We start from the raw sequence: 17,283 nt of genomic DNA, 5'->3' as shown, positions 1-17,283 counted from the left end.
TGCTCAGTCCTCCAGGGCCACGGGATCAGCCGCCGGACCCGTCTCCTCGGCGGCTTCGGAACCGGTCCGCTCCGCCCGGCACAGTACGGCGTAGAGGACGGCCGCCGTGGCGGTGCCGACGAACCACGAGTACGGGGCCACATTGCTGAAGAACGGCACGAGCGCGAGCACCGCCGCGAAGGCCGCCGTCGGCAGGAACGCCCCCAGCGCCTTGGGGTTGACACCCTTCCGGTAGTAGTACGGCGAGTCGGCGTCCGCGGTGAACAGCTGCGAGACGTCGACGCGGCCTCGCTTGACCCAGTAGTAGTCGACCATGATCACGCCGAACAGCGGGCCGAGGAAGGCGCCGAGGCCGCCGAGGAAGTAGTTGACGACGGTCGGGTTCGAGTAGAGATTCCACGGCGTGACCAGCAGGGCGGCCACCGTGCTGATCAGGCCGCCGACCCGGAAGCTGATCTTCTGCGGCCAGACGTTCGCCAGGTCGTAGGCGGGGGAGACGAAGTTGGCGACGATGTTGACGCCCATCGTGGCGATGGCGAAGGTGAGGGCGCCCAGGACGAGGACCCAGGTGTTCCCGACCTCGGCGACGAGGAGGGCCGGGTCGGTGATGGCCTTGCCGAAGACCTGGATCGACCCGGCCGTGACGATCACCGAGACGATGACGAAGGCCGTCGAGTTGATCGGCAGACCCCAGAAGTTGCCGCGCCGCACGGTGCGGTAGCTGGGCGCGAAGCGCGAGAAGTCGCAGAAGTTGAGCATCAGCGTGCCGTACGTCGCCAGGATCAGGCCGATCGCGCCGAACCACTGTCGCACCTGTTCACCGGTGGAGACCGGGTGCGGGGTGGAGGTGAGCGAGATGGACCAGTGGGCCTTGGCGAGGACCCAGATCGCGAGCGCGATCATCACGAGCCAGATCGCCGGGCCGCAGAAGTCCTGGAACTTGCGGACCGACTCCATGCCCTGGTTGATGATCAGCGCCTGGAGCACCCACAGGGTGAGGAAGGAGACCCAGCCCAGCGCGTCGAGCCCCAGGAATCTGTGTTCCGTCCAGGACTTGAGGCCGGGTATGGCCGCGAGCAGCATCACGTTGACGGCGACGGATGCCAGGTAGGTCTGGATCCCGTACCACATGATGGCGATGACGGCCCTGATGAGGGCGGGGATGTTGGCGCCCCAGACGCCGAAGCTGATCCGGCTGACGACGGGGAACGGGACGCCGTGGCGCTGGCCTATGCGGCCCATCCGGTTCATGCCGATGTAGATGATCACGAAGCCGGCCAGCAGTGACGTGAAGATCTGCCAGGCGTTGAGGCCGAGGACGAGCAGGCCCGCCGCGAAGGTGTAGTTGCCGAGGTTGTGGACGTCCGACATCCACATCGCGAAGAGGTCGAAGACCTTCCAGTTGCGCTTGTCGGCGGGGGCGAGGTCGTCGTTGACCAGACGTGGATCGGGGACGAAGCCGGGAGCGAGGCTTTGCGCGGGGTCGGTGACGGACACGGGGACCTCCGTGAGCGAGGGGGAAGTGGTGGAGCGAGCCCCGACCGACGGTCAAATCGGGGCAACCAGGAGCGAAAGGTTTCTTTGGTATACCAAAGTGGCGTCATCGTCCCGCTCCCGACGGCAATCGCCAATGTCCGTGCGGTTACAACTCGGTAAAACGGCACGGGAGTCGGTGAGGATGGGGGCATGACCCGCGCTGAGCCGTCGCCCCCTCCGCTGCCCCCGGCGGCCCCCTCGTTACCCCCGTCGACCCTCTCGTCACCCCTGTCGGCCCCCTCGCCCTCGTCACCTCTGCCTCCGTCGTCACTCGGCGCTGTGCGCGAGCGCGTGCTCGCCGAGCTCCGGCAGGAGATCATCGACGGCCGGCTTCGGCCCGGCGACCGGCTCGTCGAACGTGAACTCGCTGACAGGCTCGGCGTGTCCAGGGTCCCGGTCCGCGAGGCGATCCGAGCGCTGCTCACCGACGGCTTCGTCACCTTCGAGACCCCGCGCAGAGCGGTCGTCCGCACGCTCACCCGCACCGACGTGACCGAACTCTTCGAGCTGCGCGAGGCGTTGGAGGTCTACGCCACCGGGCTCGCCGCCCAGCGCGCCACGCGGGCCGACCTCGACGGGCTCGAAGAGCTCCTGGACCGGGCGGCCGTCGCGACCCGTGCCGGGGACGCGGCGGCGATCACCGAGGCGAACACCCGCATCCACGACCGGATCCTGGCCACGGCCGGCAACGGCCTGCTGATCTCCGTGATGGAACCGGTGGACGGCCGGCTGCGCTGGCTGACCCGGCGCAACGAGGAATGGCCCCAACTGCTCACCGAACACCGCGAGTTGTACGAGGCGATCGCGTCCCGCGACCCGGAGAAGGCCCGCGCGAGCGCGCTCGCGCACGTGCGCACGAACCGCGCGTCGACGCTGCGGCATCTCTTCGGCGAGGTGTCCGGCGAGGGGGAGGTGTCCGACGAGAGTGGCCCGGGTGCCGCCCCTGTGGCGGGTCCCTCACCCGCCTGATACGGATTGACGACGGCCACCGAACCGGACAGCCGAAATCGGGAAACCCGTAACCGGGAAACCCGTAACCGGGAAACCCGGAACCGGGAAACCCGGAACCGGGAAACCCGGAACCGGGAAACCGGGCCCCGAACAAGGAGAACCGCGATCGCTCCCGCCGATGTCACCTATGCCGTCACCGGTGCCACCGGTCGCCTGGGCGGGCGCGTCGCCCGCCGCCTGGCCGCCGCCGGCATCCCGCAGACCCTGCTGGTACGCACCCCGGCCCGCGCACCGGAGCTGCCCGGAGCCACCGCGGCACAGGGCGCCTTCGGGGACCACGACGCCCTCGTGCGGGCGCTGCGCGGTACCGACCGTGTCCTGATGGTCTCGGCCTCGGAGTCCCTCGACCGCGTCCACCAGCACCGCACCTTCATCGACGCCGCGGCACAGGTGGGCGTGGCACACCTGGTGTACATCTCCTTCTACGGTGCCGCGCCCGACGCCACCTTCACGCTCGCCCGCGACCACTGGCACACGGAGGAGCACATCCGCGCCAGCGGCCTGCCGTTCACGTTCCTGCGGGACAACCTCTATGCCGACTTCATGCCCGGACTCGTCGGCGAGGACGGCGTCATCCGCGGTCCGGCCGGTGACGGACGGGCCGCCGTCGTCGCCCAGGACGACATCGCCGACGCCGCGGTCGCGGTGCTCCGTGATCCGGGTCCGCACACCGGCACGGCCTACGAGCTGACCGGCCCTGAAGCGCTCACCCTCACCGAGGTGGCGGCCACGATCACCTCCGTCACCGGGCGCCCGGTGACGTACGTGCCGGAGACGGTCGAGGAGGCGTACGCCTCCCGTTCGGGCTACGGCGCTCCGGACTGGGAGCTCGACGCGTGGGTCTCCACGTACACCGCGATCGCCGACGGCTCGCTCGCCGCCGTGTCCACCGCCGTCCAGGACCTGACCGGCCACCCCGCCACCTCACTGGAACAGGTACTCCGGGTCCAGACGGGCCTCGCTCCCCAGTCCTGAGCCACCTCCCCGAACCTCCCCGACCCTCCCCGAAAACTGCGAGCCCCGTAGTACCCCGGTACTACGCGCGGCATGCGCTTCAGCCCCTCGGTACCACGGGATCCGGGGAGTCGGCCCCTAGCGTTGTGGGTGCGGCGTCGCAGGTGACGGGCGCCGGAGGCCGACAGAAAGTACGCGCATGATCGACGCACGGAAGCTGACCAAGAGGTACGGGGAGAAGACGGCCGTCGACGGGCTCGACTTCGTCGTCAGGCCGGGCACGGTGACCGGATTCCTGGGACCGAACGGCGCGGGCAAGTCGACGACGATGCGCATGATCGTCGGCCTCGACGCCCCGTCGGACGGCTCCGTCACCGTCAACGGCCACCACTACGCCCGCCACCAGGCACCGCTCCAGGAGGTCGGCACCCTGCTGGAGGCGAAGTCGGTCCACCCGGGCCGCTCGGCGTACAACCACCTCAGGGCCCTCGCGCTGACCCATGGCATTCCGCGCCGCCGCGTGGACGAGGTCATCGACCTCGCCGGGCTCGCGAGCGTGGCGAAGCAGCGGGCCGGCGCCTTCTCCCTCGGGATGGGGCAGCGCCTCGGCATCGCGGCGGCGCTGTTGGGCGATCCGCAGACGGTGATGCTGGACGAGCCCGTCAACGGCCTCGACCCGGAGGGCGTGCTCTGGATCCGCAACCTGCTGAAGACGCTCGCGGACGAGGGCCGGACGGTGTTCGTGTCCTCGCACCTGATGAGCGAGATGGCACTGGTGGCGGACCACCTGATCATCGTGGGGCGCGGGCGGCTGCTGGCCGACACCACCGTGGCGGACCTGATCCGCGAGGCGGGCGGCGACATGGTGAAGGTCGCGTCGCAGGACCCGGCGCGGCTGCGGGACGTGCTGGCCGGGCCGGGCGTCGACGTCACCGGCCGGATCGGCTCCGAGGAGCTGCAGGTGACCGGACTGACCGCCCGCGAGATCGGCCTTAAGGCGGCCGAGCACGGGATCGCGCTGTTCGAGCTGAGCGCCAGGACCGTCTCCCTGGAGGAGGCGTTCATGGACCTGACCAAGGACGCCGTGGAGTACCACGGCACCACGTCCGGGATCGAGACCCTCGGGAGGCCCGCATGAGCACCCTCACCGCAACCGCCGAAGAACCCCGGACCACCCCCGCCCGCCCCGCCTACCGGGTCACCGGACGACGCGTCCTCTCCTCCGAATGGGCCAAGCTGTGGTCCCTGCGCTCGACCTGGATCACCCTGGGCCTCGGCCTGCTGTTCCTGGTGGCGTTCGGCCTGATCGCCGCGAGCCGCTACAAGTCGGGGATCCACACCGGCCGCATGGACCGGGACTTCGCCGCGTCCACCGCCGTGAGCCTGTCCCTCTTCGGCACGAACTTCGCCCAGCTGGCCCTCGGCGTGCTTGGGGTGCTGGTCACGGCGGGGGAGTACTCGACCGGCATGATCCGCTCGACGCTCGCCGCGGTGCCCCGGCGACTGCCCGTGCTGTGGTCCAAGGCGGCCGTGTTCGGCCTGGTCGCGCTGGCGGTGGGGACGGTGGGCGCGTTCGTCGCCTTCGTCTTCGGGAGCGGCATCGTCTCGGGCACGCCCGCGGCCATGGGCCTCTCGCACGCGGGAGTCGTACGGAGTCTGCTGGGCGCCGGTCTCTACCTCGGCCTGGTCGGAGTGATCGGCTGCGCACTCGGCGCGCTGCTGCGATCGGTCGCCGGCGGGATCTCGGTCCTTGTCGCCGTCCTGATGCTGATCCCGGGACTGATCTCCCTGCTGCCCAGTTCCTGGCAGGACCACATCAGCCCCTACCTGCCGTCCAACGCGGGGGAGTCGATGTTCGCGCTGACCCACGACGCCACGGCGCTGTCACCGGGCGCAGGGCTGCTGGTCTTCCTCGGCTGGACGGCGCTGGCCCTCGGCGGCGCGGCGTACCGGCTCGCGCGCACCGACGCCTGACACCCGCACCATGACAGGGTGACGTCCGTGACCACCGAAGACATCAGCGGGATGGGACCGCTGGTCGCCCGACTGTCCCGGGGCGGCCAGCGGCTGCGCCAGGCCGACCGGACACATCCGTGGGTGCTGGACACCACGGTCGTGGTCCTGGTCTTCCTGACGTTCTGCCTGCCCGACCTGCTCCACTTCGGCGCCGGCGACGCAGACGGCCCGCGCCGTTTCCGTCTGGCGTTCACCCGTCTCCCGTTCGGCGGCATGCTGGCACTCCAGGCCGGCCTGGTGCTTCCCCTGCTGTGGCGGCGGCGCAGGCCCATGGCCGCCTTCGCCGCCGTCGCCGCGGTGTTCGTCCTCCAGTGGGTCCTGGGCGCGGCACTGCGCGCGGACATAGCCCTCTTCATCGCCCTGTACAGCCTGGCCCTGCACGGGCGGCTACGACAACTGCCGTGGGCCTGCGCCGCCACGGCGGGCGCCATGGTTCTGGTGGCCGTACGCGCGTCCACGGCCGTGTCCGTCTGGGACGCCCTGTTCTTCCTCCTGAGCACGACGACCGCGGCCCTCGCGCTCGGCCTGATGGTACGGATCCGCCGCGCCCAGCTCGCCGGACTGCGGGACCGGGCCGCCAGGCTGGAGGTCGAACGCGACCAGCGCAGCAGGCTGGCCACGGCCACCGAACGCACCCGGGTCGCCCGCGAGATGCACGACATCGTCGGCCACAACCTCGCCGTCATCATCACGCTCGCCGACGCGGGCGCCTACGCCACCGACATCGCACCCGAGCGCGGCAAGGAAGCGCTCCAGCTCATCGGCGACACCGGCCGCCAGGCCCTCGGCGAGCTCCGGCGTGTGCTGGGTGTCCTGCGCGAGACGGCCGAGAGCCCCGCACCGGGCGGGCCCGAACTCAGCCCGCAGCCCGGCATCGCCGACATCGGCGCACTGTGCGCCAACGTGCGCGCCGCCGGACTCGAAGTCGTCTACCGGACCTCCGGCGACGTGGACACCCTCGACAACGGAGTGCAGTTGACGGCGTACCGCATCGTCCAGGAAGCCCTCACCAACACCCTGAAGCACGCCGACACCGGCACCCGGGTGCACCTCGCGCTCCTCGTCGAGGGGGACACCCGGCTGACCATCCGGGTCCGGGACACCGGCCCGACCACCCAGCACAAACCGCACGCGGAAGGACACGGCCTGGTGGGCATGCGGGAACGAGCCGCCCTCTACGGCGGCAGCGTCAGTGCCGGCCCGGCGGGCGGCGGAGGCTGGAGCGTCGAGGCGATCCTCGACCTCACCCCCCAGGGCGGTGCCTGGTGACCACCGTGCTCATCGTCGACGACCAGCCGCTCCAGCGCTACGGCTTCCACATGCTGCTGGACTCCGTCCCCGAGACCCAGGTCCTCGGGGAGGCCGCCCACGGCGCCGAAGCGGTGCGGATGGCGGCCGAACTGCGCCCGGACGTCGTCCTGATGGACGTCCGCATGCCCGGCATGGACGGCATCGAGGCCACGCGCCGCATCGTCGCCGCGGGTGACCGCTCACGCATCCTCGTCCTCACCACCTTCGACCTCGACGAGTACGTCCACGCCGCGCTCCGGGCCGGTGCCAGCGGCTTCCTCCTCAAGGACGCGCGCACCGAGGAACTGCTCGCCGGCATCCGCGCCGTCGCGGCCGGCGATGCCGTGATCGCGCCCGCTCTGACCCGCCGCCTGCTGGACGAGTTCACCCACTACGTCCCGGCCCCCGGCGGAGACACCGGACAGGATCCGAGACTCGGCTCCCTCACCGACCGCGAACGCGAGATCCTGGTCGCCGTCGGCAAGGGCTGGACCAACGGCGAGATCGCCACCCGGTTCGTCCTGTCCGAGTCCACGGTCAAGACCCACGTCGGCCGCGTCCTCGCCAAGATCGGCGCCCGCGACCGCGTCCAGGCAGTGATCTTCGCCTACGACCACGGCCTCGCCCGCCCCCAGGCGAACTGAGCTCACAACCAGCCGCAGCGCTGAGCCTGCAGCGCCATCTGGAAACGGTTCGCGGCGCCGAGGCGGGTCATCAGGATCTGCAGCCGACGGAACAGTGTGCGCCGGCTGATGCCCAGCTCGCGGGCGATGACGTCGTCGCCCGCGCCGCCGGCGAGGAGCCACAGCAGCCGACGGTCGGCGGGCGCCAGACCGCCCGGCAGGGCGGTGGAGCCATGGAACGGCAGGGCGCTCCGCCAGGACTGTTCGAACAGCGCCACGAGCGCGGACAGCAGCCCGCACGGCTGCACGACCAGCATGGTGTTGTGCACGTCGGCCTCCTTGATCGACAACGACACGAGCGCGTAGGCCTCGTCGATGATCAGGAGTTTGACCGGCACCGAAGCGAGCACCCGCGCCTGTTCGCCGGCCCTGACGGCCGGTTCGATGGCGTCCTTGAGGCGGCCCGGATGCTCCAGCGACTCCCGCGAGTACACGACGCGCTGCGTCACACCCCGGGCGAGCGTGGCCATCGCGTCGTCCATGGCCCTGGGCAGGGGGAAGTACGGGGGTGACTCCAACTGACGGATCTGCTCGCGGGCGCTGGCCCACGCCTGACGCATCCTGGGGCCGATGGCGTCCCCGGTGACGACCTCGACGAGGTTGTCGTTGTAGGCGGCGAGCCGCTGCCTGCGGAACGACTCGAAGGCGCCGCCGACGGTGAGGCGTGACTCCTCCACCTCGGCCGTCCGGCGCCGGGCGAGGATCTCCAGGCCCGCCGCCGGCGGAACCGGTGCCACCTCGTCACCGTTCGCCCCGGGCGGGCTGGTCAGACCGGCGTCGACCAGTTCGGCGTACGCCTCGGTGAGCTCCGCGCCGTCCAGACCGCACGCGGCCGCGATCGCACTCAGGGGAGCGGGCGCCAGCTCCAGAAGCGCCAGGTAGACCCGGCCCGCGGTGTCGTCCACCCCCAGCTGCCGAAGGGCCTCGCCGAGTTTCTCGTTCGCCATACGCCGCATTATCGACGGCGTCGGACCGGCCCGCGGCGCAGGTCCGCACGGGTGGATGGCTGATCTGTGCCACTGGCACTTATCGGCCCTCGGGGCGCGCGGGGCGAGGTAGCGTGCGGGGGCCGCCGAGGACGGTGGCAGCGCGGAACCCACCCGGAAAGAAGGTGCCCCACGTGGCGAAGGCTCGAAAGAACGGCCTCTACTCAGGGATCTCCGAGGAGCTGTCCGCGCTGATGCGGACGGGGTGGGCGGACACCGAGCGGCACGACCTGAAGGCCTCCGAGCAGGCCCCGTACGCGGCGGACCGCCGAGCGGCACTCTCCGCGCGCTTCCCCGGCGAGCGCCTCGTGATCCCCTCGGGAAACCTCAAGGTCCGCTCGAACGACGACACTTACCCCTTCCGGCCGTACACGGGCTACGTGCACATGTCCGGTGACCAGGCCCGCGACGGCGCGATCGTCCTCGAACCCCGGACCGACGGCGGCCACGACGCCTACTGTTACCAGCTGCCGCGCGACAGCCGGGACAGCGACGAGTTCTGGTCCGGCTACACCGCCGAACTGTGGATGGGCCGGCGACGCTCCCTCGCCGAGTCCGAGCTCGTACTCGGTCTGCCCTGCCGCGACGTCCGCACGGCCGCCGCCGACCTGGCCGCCGCCACCGGCGTACCGACCAGGATCGTCCGAGGTGTCGACCCGGCCCTGGAGGCCGCCGTCACCACCGACCCGGAGCGCGACGCCGAGCTCGAAGAGGCGCTCAGCGACCTCCGGGTGATCAAGGACGCGTGGGAACTCGGCGAGATGCGCAAGGCCGTGGACTCCACGGTGCGCGGCTTCACCGACGTCGTCGGTGAACTCTCCCGGGCCGTCGCGTCGTCCGAGCGGTGGATCGAGGGCACGTTCTTCCGCCGGGCGCGCCTGGAGGGCAACGCCGTCGGCTACGGCTCGATCTGCGCCGCGGGCGAGCACGCCACGGTCATGCACTGGCAGGACAACGACGGCCCGGTACGCCCGGGGGAGCTGCTCCTGCTCGACGCCGGAGTGGAGACGCACACCCTCTACACCGCCGACGTCACCCGCACCCTCCCCATCAACGGGACCTTCACGCCGGTACAGCGCAAGGTCTACGACGCGGTGTACGAGGCCCAGGAGGCGGGCTTCGCCGCGGTGAAGCCGGGCGCCAGGTACCGCGACTTCCACGAGGCGTCCCAGCGGTACCTGGCGGCGAAGCTGGTCGAGTGGGGCGTCATCGAAGGCCCGGCGGAACGGGCGTACGAGCTCGCCCTGCAGCGCCGCTTCACCATGGCGGGCACCGGCCACATGCTCGGCCTCGACGTGCACGACTGCGCCCACGCGCGGCAGGAGGAGTACGTCGACGCCGTGCTGGAGCCGGGAATGGTGCTCACGGTCGAGCCGGGCCTGTACTTCCAGCCGGACGACCTGACGGTGCCGGAGGAATGGCGCGGCATCGGCGTCCGGATCGAGGACGACCTGGTCGTCACCGACGACGGCCACGAGAATCTGTCCGCCGGTCTGCCGCGGTCCGCGGACGACGTCGAGGCGTGGATGGCCCGGTTCGCGGGCTGACGCAGGACGGTCGATCCGCGGGTGAGTCGTTCGTGCATATGCGGAACGGGCGTGCGGTAGGCACGAACCGCAACCTCTCCCCAGGGCATCGCCGTTAGGCAGGCATGCACCCGGGATTTCACCGCGGCCGACGCGACATGCGGGGCGCCTACTGGCTGACCTGTTCCGAGAGCGACTGCCCGATGTGCCGGCAGCTCCTGCTGCCGGACGATGTTCCGCTTCCGCCGTCCGGGAGGAACGACCCCTCCCGACGGCGGTCCCGGACGGATCGCCTGCTGGCAGGCATACGGACCGTCATGGTGTCGTTCGCGGCCATCGTGACGGTGGTGGCCGCGGTCGTCACGGTGTGGCGGACCTGACGGCCCGGTTCAGGTCGAGCAGGCTCAGGCCGAACATCAGTATGCCCAGGGGCACATGGACACTCAGTACGTGCGCGATGCCCAGGACGACCTGGAGCGAGGCGAGAAGCAGGAACCCGGTCGCGTACAGGACAGGGCGGAGCGAGGCGCCGCCCGGGCGCCAGGCGAGGACCGCGGCGAGCAGATACAGCATCGTCATGCCGTACATGACGCGCGCGCCGGCACTGTGCAGGAGGTCGCCGTGCCGGGTGGACAACAGCATCCCGGCACTGACCGACTGCAGAAGAATCGCCGTCGTCTGCAGGGCGATCGTGGCGCGGACGAACGTGGAGAACCTGGTGCCGCGCTGCTGTCCTGCCGTCTGTGTGGACATACCGCCTCATCCCTGTTGACTGCTCGTAGGTGTTCTGTGTTCTGTGTTCAGCGTTCTGTGCTCTCTGCTTGCTGAGTCCGACGAAGCAGCCACAGGGAACGTGAGGTGGCAGAGCAACTCTGGTGTGTGAGCTGCATCTCAAGGATCATGGCGGTGTCGCTGTACGCACGGGGGAGTTCATGGTCGTGTCCGATCGTTCCGCAACGCGTTCGTGCGAGGTGGCGGGTGAACGACGTCAACTCATCAATCTCGCCTACCGGTTCCTCGGCTCGCTGGCCGAGGCGGAGGACGCGGTACAGGAGACCTACGCCCGCTGGTACGCGTTGTCACCGCAGGAACAGCGGGCCGTCATGTCACCGGGCGCCTGGCTCGCACGGGTGGCCGCCCGTGTCTGCCTCGACGTGCTCGGTTCGGCGCGGGCGCGGCGCGAGCGCTACGTCGGCGCATGGATCCCGGAACCCGTACCGGACGCGGCGGAGTGGGGCGGCGGGACCGATCCGGCCGAACAGGTCACCCTGGACGAATCGGTCGACATGGCCCTGCTCGTCGTGCTGGAGACGATGACGCCCGCCGAACGTGTCGCCTTCGTCCTGCACGATGTCTTCCGTTACCCCCATGCCGAGGTGGCCACGGTCCTCGGCCGCACCCCCGAGGCCTGCCGCCAACTGGCCTCGTCGGCCAGACGCAGGGCCCGCACCGCTCGCCCCCTGAGCGCCCCGACAGCCCAACAGGCGGGCGTCGTCGGTGACTTCAAGCGGGCGTGGGAATCCAAGGACATCGCCGCGCTGGTCGGCCTGCTCACCCCGGACGCCACGCTCATCGCCGACGGCGGCGGCCTGGTCGGCGCGGCCCTGCGTCCGGTCAACGGCGCGGGTGACATCGTCCGCTATCTGACGGGCATCGGTGACCGGGCTCCGGTCATGGACCTCCTGGAGCGAACGGTCAACGGACGCGCCGGCCTGGTGGCCCGGACCGGAACGGGCACCACGGCGACGGTGGCCGCCTTCCACGTCGCCCCGGACGGCCGCGTCACTCACATCTGGGCGGTACGCAACCCGGAGAAGCTGCGCCTGTGGAGCGACGGCGTCAAGTAGAAGGTCCCGTTCAGGCCCCCTTGAGTGAGTCGCGGGGACGGAGAACGCCCGGCATACGTCGGGATGCCGGGCGGTACCGCGAACCGGTTACGGCGTGACGACCCCGTCCGCGTACGCGTCGAGCTCCGCCAGGAAGCGGTCGCGCACTGCCGGGGCGGCCCAGGAGGTGTCGATTGCTTTGCGCATCCCGCGGGACCTGATGCTCGCGGTCGGCATCGACAGCCGCTTCGCGCAGCAGTACGACCCACCCATCAGGCCATCGACCTCCGCCCGGTCGACCAGGCGGAGGCCGCGGTCGCCATGCGGCTGAAGAGGCTGGGCGGCGGAGCCGTGGACAAGCCGGCAACGGTCCCCAACCGGCTGCGAACGCGAGCCGGCACGCAGGGCCAGTGACGCACTGACGCAGGCTTCGCGGCCGTGTAGTGCGGCAAGTTCCGGCGGGCGCCTTCGAGTTGGACCCGTCGCATCGCTCGATGCCGGCCTCGCCCCGCGCGCCTCGTACGCGAACTGACGAACCGTGAGACAGACGCGCGTAGATCCATGCGCCCCGCCCGCGCATTTTCCAGTTGGTATGCCATACGCGTGGCCAATACACCGAGGGCCGGCCGCCCCGTAGGCCTCCGCCGCGCCCAAAAACCCGCATCCGCCGACCCCTTGACGCCGCTGTCGGCGGCGGATGAAACTTCCGCGAGCCGAAAATGGGATCCCATTATTCGGAATCTCTGCTCTGATCGGAGGGACGCGCATGGAAGCACCACCGGTGGGAACGAACGCGGACGCGAGCCCGCGGCACCGTCAGTTGGAAGCCACGCTCGACCGGATCGGGGTGACGGGCGCGCACCGGCAGATCGGCGCGATGGTGCTGCTCGGTGTGTTCTTCGACGCGCTGGAGCAGAACGCGGTCGGCCTGGTGGGACCCGTACTGCGGGAATCGTGGGGGACCTCGGCCGCCGAGCTCGGGTTCCTGAACACCATCACCTTCACCGCCGCGGCCCTCGGCCGGCTCACCACCGGCATCATCGGCGACAAGATGGGCCGCCGGGCCATGCTCACGGTGAACCTGCTGCTGTTCTCGCTCGGGGCACTGATCTGCGCCTTCGCACCCGTCTACGCGGTGGTGGCGATCGGCCGGTTCATCGTCGGCTTCGGTCTCGGCGGCGAGATCGCCATCGCCGTGACGATGATGTCCGAGTTCTTCGCGGCACGGCACCGCGGCACCGCCGTCGGAATCATCAACGTCACGGCCGGCGGGCTCGGCAACATGCTCGCCCCCGGATTCGGCGTCCTGGTCTTCACCATGTTCTCGGGACCTGACCGCTGGCGCTGGCTGTTCGGGCTGCTCGCCGTGCCCGCACTCCTGGTGCTCTTCTACCGCCGGTTCGTGCCCGAGACGCCGCGCTACCTGCTGTCGAGGGGCAAGGTCGACGAGGCCAACCTCGTCCTCAACCGGCTCGCGTCCGGCCGGCTCCGAGGCGAACTGGGGGAGCCGAAGCACTACATCACCGCGGTCGACAGCGGCGAGCGCGTCGTCCCGGAACGGAACAGACTGCGAGACGTCTTCGCCGGAGGGCTGCGGCGGCGCACCCTTTCCCTCGGCGTGGCCGTGTGCATGTCGTACGGCGCGCAGATCTCGATCCTGTCCCTGATGCCCACGATCCTGGTGGCCCAGGGCCACAGCATCACCAAGTCGCTGGTCTTCACCCTGGTCATGCAGTCCGGTTCGCTGGTCGGGGCGCTCGTCGCCTCCACCGCGGCGCGCTACGTAGCGCGCAAGGTGGTCCTCACCGTGGCCGCCGCACTGGGCTGTGCGGCGGCGTTCGCGTTCGGCTTCCTGGCCACCGATGTTGCGCTGATCCTCACCCTCGGCGCGGCCGTCAACTGTTGCATCATCACGTTGAACACCACGATCTGGATCTTCGCTCCCGAGCAATTCCCCACCCGGGTAAGGGCGTTCGGCACATCGATCATCCTGGCCCTCGGCTCCCTCGCGGGCGGCCTGACGCCGATGCTCGCCGGCGCGGCCTTCGACTCGTACGGCATGGCGGGCATGTTCACCCTCATCGGTGTGCTCTTCGTGGGCCTGGCCGTGTCCGTGCAGATCCCGCCGGAGACCTTCGGGCGGCCCATGGAGGAGGACGGACCGGAGGCCGGCAAGTGACCGTCGTCGCGCTGATCAACCCCAACACCTCGCAGGCCGCCACCACGATGATGGCAGGGATCGCCCGGCACACGCTGCGACCGGAGGACGGGTTCGAGGTCCTCGGGATCACCGTGGCCGACGGGCCCTCGATGCTGGTCAGGGAGAACTTGCTGCGGGCCGCCGGGCCGCAGGTGGTGGCCGCGGCACGGCGCACCCTCGCGGGTCCGGACGGGAAGCGGGTCGCCGCCCTGGTGGTGAGTGCCTTCGGTGATCCGGGAGTTGAGCAGCTGCGTGCGGAGGCCGGGGTGCCCGTCGTGGGGATCGCCGAGGCGGCCATGGCGGAGGCGGCCGCGGGCGGGCGCCGGTTCGGGATCGCCACGACGACGCCCGGCCTCGCCGACGCCATCGAGGCACGAGTCGACCAACTCGGCCACCGCGCCCAGTACACCGGCATACGTCTGACCTCCGGTGATCCGCAGGAGTTGGCGGCCACCCCTGAGCTGATGCGCGAGCGCCTGGCCGAAGCCGTCGAGGCGTGCATCGTCGACGACGGCGCCGAGGCGGTGATCATCGGCGGCGGACCGCTGGGCGAGGCGGCCGAGGCGCTGCAGGGCCGTTTTCCGGTGCCGGTCGTCGAACCGATCCCGGCGGCGTGCCGGGAGGTGCGGCGGGCCCTGACCGCAGAGTAAACAAACGGGCGCAAAACAAGCCACCGCAAACAAGCCACCGTAAAACATGAGGGGTTTGCCATGAGCAGTTCCGACAGTCCCGATTCCATACCGGCCGGTGTGTCCGACCCGGCCGGCGCCGAGCTCCAAGGCGCCTATCGCAAGATCACGCTGAAGCTCATCCCGTTTCTCGCCGGCCTCTGGGTGCTGGCCTGGATCGACCGGGTGAACATCGGCTTCGTCAAACTGACCATGCTCGATGACCTCAGATGGAGCGAGACGGTGTACGGCCTCGGCGCCGGCATCTTCTTCCTGGGCTATTTCTTCTTCGAGGTACCGAGCAATCTTCTCCTGCAGAAGATCGGCGCCAAGAAGACCATCATGCGGATCATGATCGGCTGGGGTCTGACAAGCATCGCGATGATGTTCGTGACGACGCCGGGGATGTTCTACTTCCTGCGCTTCCTGCTCGGAGTGTTCGAGGCCGGCTTCTATCCCGGAATCATCCTGTTCCTGACGTACTGGTTCCCGAACAGCCGGCGGAGCAAGGCGTTCGGCATGTTCATGTCCGCATCCGCCTTCGCCGGAGTGCTCGGCGGGCCGCTCGCCGGCTGGATCATGACATCCCTCGACGGCGTCAACGGCATGCAGGGATGGCAGTGGGTGTTCGTCGTCGAGGGCGTTCCGTCCGTCCTCGCCGGCTTCGTGACCTTGTTCTACCTGAGCGACAGGCCGGAGGCCGCGAAGTGGCTGACCCCGCGTCAGCGGGAGTTCGTGCTGCAGGACATCGCACGCGAGGACGCCACGCTGGGATCCCGCGAGCACAGCATGCTCGCGACGCTCAAGCAGGGCCGCATCTGGCAGTTCATCGCGATCTTCTTCTGCATCATTACGGCGAACTCCGCACAGACCTTCTTCGGGCCGACCATCATCAAGGAGGTCGGCTACGACAGCCCGGTCACCATCGGCTGGATCATGGCGTTCGCCTACCTACTCGGCGGCGCGGGCATGATCTACAACGGCTTCCACTCGGACCGGCACCTCGAGTCCCGCTGGCACTGCGGGCTCGCCGCCGCGCTCGGCTCGGCGTCGTTCGCGGCCATCGCCGTCACGATCAACTTCAGCCCGGTCCTCACCCTGATCGCCCTGGTCCTGGCGATCATCGGCACCATGAGCGCGATCCCGGTCTTCTGGCAGATGCCCAACCAGTTCCTCGCCGGGACCGCCGCGGCCGGCGGCATCGCGCTCATCAACTCCATGGCCAACCTGGCCGGATTCAGCGCCCCCTACATGCTGGGCTCGATCAAGACCTCCACCGGTTCCCTCTCCCCGGGGCTTGCTGTCGTGGCGGCCTTCGAGATCGGCGCGACCGTACTCATCCTCATGTGCATCCCCAAGGTCAAGAAGGCCGTCGCCCCGGCATCGGTCAAGCAGGAAGCCGAGGCACCTCAGGCATGAACGCACCGAATTTCGCAGCGGATGCCCCGCTACTCGATCTCCAGGCCGTCAATGCGCTGGACCGGGAGGAGTTCGTCCGCCTGCTCGGCTCCGTTTTCGAGCACTCGCCGTGGGTCGCGGCCGGGGCCGTCGCAGCCCGTCCGTTCGACAGCGTCGAGGCCCTGCACGCGGCGATGATCGACGTGGTCCGGAGGCTCTCGCGGACCGAGCAGATCGACTTCCTGTGCGCGCACCCTGAACTGGCCGGAAAGGAGGCGCAGTCCGGGGACATGACCTCGGACTCGACGACCGAACAGGCGAGCGCCGGTCTGGACGCGCTGGCTCCGGCCGAGCTGGACCTGATCACCCGGATGAACGCCGAGTACCGGCAGCGCCACGGTTTCCCGTTCGTGATCTGTGTGCCCAGATACAACAAGACGCAGATCCTCGACGAGTTCCGGCGCCGCACCGCCAACGAGACCGAGGCGGAGCTGTCGGAGGCGGTCAACCAGATCACCGTGATCACCGGACGGCGCCTCCGGGCGATCGTCCGCGACGGGACGCGGCCATGACCAGCGAGAACGTGCCCGGATACATGCCCGGAAACATGCCGGAGAGCGTGCCCGAAAACATGCCCGCCTCGCACGACCAGGCTCCCAGCCGTCGAAGGCTCCTGGGAGCAGGCCTGGTCCTCGGCCCCATGGCCGTCGTACCGATGGGCTTCGCCGGTCCGAGCAGCGCGGCGAGCCGGGCGGCAGGCGCCAGTGGGGCGCCGGCAACCGCCAAGGCGGCGCCGGGCAAGACGCCCATTCCACCGGTCGAGCCGAGCCTGACCGTGCACGCGATCGACACCTACCGAGGGGAGACCGAGGCCGGACTGCGATTCGACCTCTCGTACTTCGAGAACGGCGGCTACCGGCTCCTCGAAAGGTTCGAGACGCTCGCGGGCGGGCGGACGAAGGACCCGCTCCTGAACCGGGATGAACTGAAGGCCGGCCGTTACGAGATCACGCTCCACCTGGCGGAGTACTTCTCTCGCATCGGCGCCCGGCTTCCGCAGCCCTCATTCCTGGAAGAGGTTCCCATCCGGTTCAAGGTGGCGGACGCCGCACAGCACTACCACGTGGCGATCCTTTTCAGCCCCTGGAACTACTCCTACTACCGAGGCAGCTAGTCCGCCCGCGGGAGG

General features: G+C 69.8%; 16 protein-coding genes. 13 read left to right on the top strand and 3 right to left on the bottom strand.

What is annotated here, in order from left to right; all coding sequences use genetic code 11:
- Window positions 1-3 precede the first annotated feature (3 nt).
- A complete protein-coding gene (locus tag EOT10_RS30860; RefSeq protein WP_127831658.1) occupies window positions 4-1,497 on the bottom strand; it encodes an NCS1 family nucleobase:cation symporter-1 in 1,494 nt (497 codons plus the stop codon).
- Window positions 1,498-1,815: 318 nt separating this feature from the next.
- Here EOT10_RS30860 and EOT10_RS30855 point away from each other — a divergent pair, with 318 nt between their 5' ends.
- From EOT10_RS30855 to EOT10_RS30830, 6 genes are all read left to right on the top strand, one after another.
- The gene (locus tag EOT10_RS30855; protein WP_223281314.1) at window positions 1,816-2,505 is read left to right on the top strand and encodes a GntR family transcriptional regulator; all 690 of its coding nucleotides are present in this window, start codon (window positions 1,816-1,818) and stop codon (window positions 2,503-2,505) included.
- A 147-nt stretch (window positions 2,506-2,652) separates the two neighbouring features.
- Window positions 2,653-3,522: an SDR family oxidoreductase gene (locus EOT10_RS30850; RefSeq protein WP_127831753.1), complete on the top strand. Its 870-nt coding sequence runs from the start codon at window positions 2,653-2,655 to the stop codon at window positions 3,520-3,522.
- A gap of 178 nt (window positions 3,523-3,700) precedes the next feature.
- Window positions 3,701-4,639: an ABC transporter ATP-binding protein gene (locus EOT10_RS30845; RefSeq protein WP_127831656.1), complete on the top strand. Its 939-nt coding sequence runs from the start codon at window positions 3,701-3,703 to the stop codon at window positions 4,637-4,639.
- Entirely contained in the window at window positions 4,636-5,475 is an 840-nt protein-coding gene (locus tag EOT10_RS30840; protein ID WP_127831655.1) for an ABC transporter permease, read from the top strand. The genes EOT10_RS30845 and EOT10_RS30840 overlap by 4 nt, the downstream gene beginning before the upstream one ends.
- A gap of 51 nt (window positions 5,476-5,526) precedes the next feature.
- Window positions 5,527-6,786, top strand: coding sequence for a sensor histidine kinase (locus EOT10_RS30835; RefSeq protein ID WP_189492289.1), 1,260 nt, complete (start codon window positions 5,527-5,529; stop codon window positions 6,784-6,786).
- Window positions 6,783-7,451, top strand: a complete 669-nt coding sequence (locus EOT10_RS30830; protein ID WP_127831653.1) for a response regulator — start codon at window positions 6,783-6,785, stop codon at window positions 7,449-7,451. Before EOT10_RS30835 ends, EOT10_RS30830 begins: the two co-directional genes overlap by 4 nt.
- Window positions 7,452-7,453: 2 nt before the next feature.
- Here EOT10_RS30830 and EOT10_RS30825 read toward each other — a convergent pair whose 3' ends face one another.
- Window positions 7,454-8,437 carry a helix-turn-helix domain-containing protein gene (locus EOT10_RS30825; protein WP_189492275.1) on the bottom strand — a complete coding sequence of 328 codons (984 nt, stop codon included), beginning with the start codon at window positions 8,435-8,437 and terminating at the stop codon, window positions 7,454-7,456.
- Between the two features lie 173 nt (window positions 8,438-8,610).
- Between EOT10_RS30825 and EOT10_RS30820 the strand changes: the two genes are divergently transcribed.
- The gene (locus tag EOT10_RS30820; protein ID WP_127831651.1) at window positions 8,611-10,023 is read left to right on the top strand and encodes an aminopeptidase P family protein; all 1,413 of its coding nucleotides are present in this window, start codon (window positions 8,611-8,613) and stop codon (window positions 10,021-10,023) included.
- 339 nt (window positions 10,024-10,362) lie between these two features.
- Here EOT10_RS30820 and EOT10_RS30815 read toward each other — a convergent pair whose 3' ends face one another.
- Window positions 10,363-10,755, bottom strand: a complete 393-nt coding sequence (locus EOT10_RS30815) for a hypothetical protein (protein ID WP_127831650.1) — start codon at window positions 10,753-10,755, stop codon at window positions 10,363-10,365.
- A 179-nt stretch (window positions 10,756-10,934) separates the two neighbouring features.
- Here EOT10_RS30815 and sigJ point away from each other — a divergent pair, with 179 nt between their 5' ends.
- From sigJ to uraH, 6 genes are all read left to right on the top strand, one after another.
- Complete coding sequence (gene sigJ / locus EOT10_RS30810) at window positions 10,935-11,849, top strand: RNA polymerase sigma factor SigJ (protein WP_127831649.1); 915 nt, start codon at window positions 10,935-10,937, stop codon at window positions 11,847-11,849.
- 745 nt (window positions 11,850-12,594) lie between these two features.
- Window positions 12,595-14,007: an MFS transporter gene (locus EOT10_RS30805; RefSeq protein ID WP_189492272.1), complete on the top strand. Its 1,413-nt coding sequence runs from the start codon at window positions 12,595-12,597 to the stop codon at window positions 14,005-14,007.
- A complete protein-coding gene (locus EOT10_RS30800) occupies window positions 14,004-14,678 on the top strand; it encodes an aspartate/glutamate racemase family protein (RefSeq protein ID WP_189492269.1) in 675 nt (224 codons plus the stop codon). The genes EOT10_RS30805 and EOT10_RS30800 overlap by 4 nt, the downstream gene beginning before the upstream one ends.
- A 60-nt stretch (window positions 14,679-14,738) precedes the next feature.
- Complete coding sequence (locus EOT10_RS30795; RefSeq protein ID WP_127831648.1) at window positions 14,739-16,115, top strand: MFS transporter; 1,377 nt, start codon at window positions 14,739-14,741, stop codon at window positions 16,113-16,115.
- Window positions 16,112-16,666, top strand: a complete 555-nt coding sequence (uraD, locus tag EOT10_RS30790; protein ID WP_127831647.1) for a 2-oxo-4-hydroxy-4-carboxy-5-ureidoimidazoline decarboxylase — start codon at window positions 16,112-16,114, stop codon at window positions 16,664-16,666. Before EOT10_RS30795 ends, uraD begins: the two co-directional genes overlap by 4 nt.
- Window positions 16,663-17,268: a hydroxyisourate hydrolase gene (gene uraH, locus EOT10_RS30785; protein ID WP_127831646.1), complete on the top strand. Its 606-nt coding sequence runs from the start codon at window positions 16,663-16,665 to the stop codon at window positions 17,266-17,268. Before uraD ends, uraH begins: the two co-directional genes overlap by 4 nt.
- Window positions 17,269-17,283: the final 15 nt, after the last annotated feature.

Source organism: Streptomyces antnestii (genome assembly GCF_004005495.1).
In the GTDB taxonomy this organism is placed as follows: domain Bacteria; phylum Actinomycetota; class Actinomycetes; order Streptomycetales; family Streptomycetaceae; genus Streptomyces; species Streptomyces antnestii.
Note: the sequence above shows the minus strand (reverse complement) of the source record. Positions and strands in the feature narration are given on the sequence as shown.

Coding starts and splice junctions, on each gene's coding strand:
- EOT10_RS30795 (WP_127831648.1), top strand. CDS start 14,739: ATGAGCAGTTCCGACAGTCCCGATTCCATACCGGCCGGTGTGTCCGAC.
- sigJ (WP_127831649.1), top strand. CDS start 10,935: ATGGTCGTGTCCGATCGTTCCGCAACGCGTTCGTGCGAGGTGGCGGGT.
- uraD (WP_127831647.1), top strand. CDS start 16,112: ATGAACGCACCGAATTTCGCAGCGGATGCCCCGCTACTCGATCTCCAG.
- EOT10_RS30840 (WP_127831655.1), top strand. CDS start 4,636: ATGAGCACCCTCACCGCAACCGCCGAAGAACCCCGGACCACCCCCGCC.
- EOT10_RS30835 (WP_189492289.1), top strand. CDS start 5,527: ATGGGACCGCTGGTCGCCCGACTGTCCCGGGGCGGCCAGCGGCTGCGC.
- uraH (WP_127831646.1), top strand. CDS start 16,663: ATGACCAGCGAGAACGTGCCCGGATACATGCCCGGAAACATGCCGGAG.
- EOT10_RS30805 (WP_189492272.1), top strand. CDS start 12,595: ATGGAAGCACCACCGGTGGGAACGAACGCGGACGCGAGCCCGCGGCAC.
- EOT10_RS30825 (WP_189492275.1), bottom strand. CDS start 8,437: ATGGCGAACGAGAAACTCGGCGAGGCCCTTCGGCAGCTGGGGGTGGAC.
- EOT10_RS30845 (WP_127831656.1), top strand. CDS start 3,701: ATGATCGACGCACGGAAGCTGACCAAGAGGTACGGGGAGAAGACGGCC.
- EOT10_RS30815 (WP_127831650.1), bottom strand. CDS start 10,755: ATGTCCACACAGACGGCAGGACAGCAGCGCGGCACCAGGTTCTCCACG.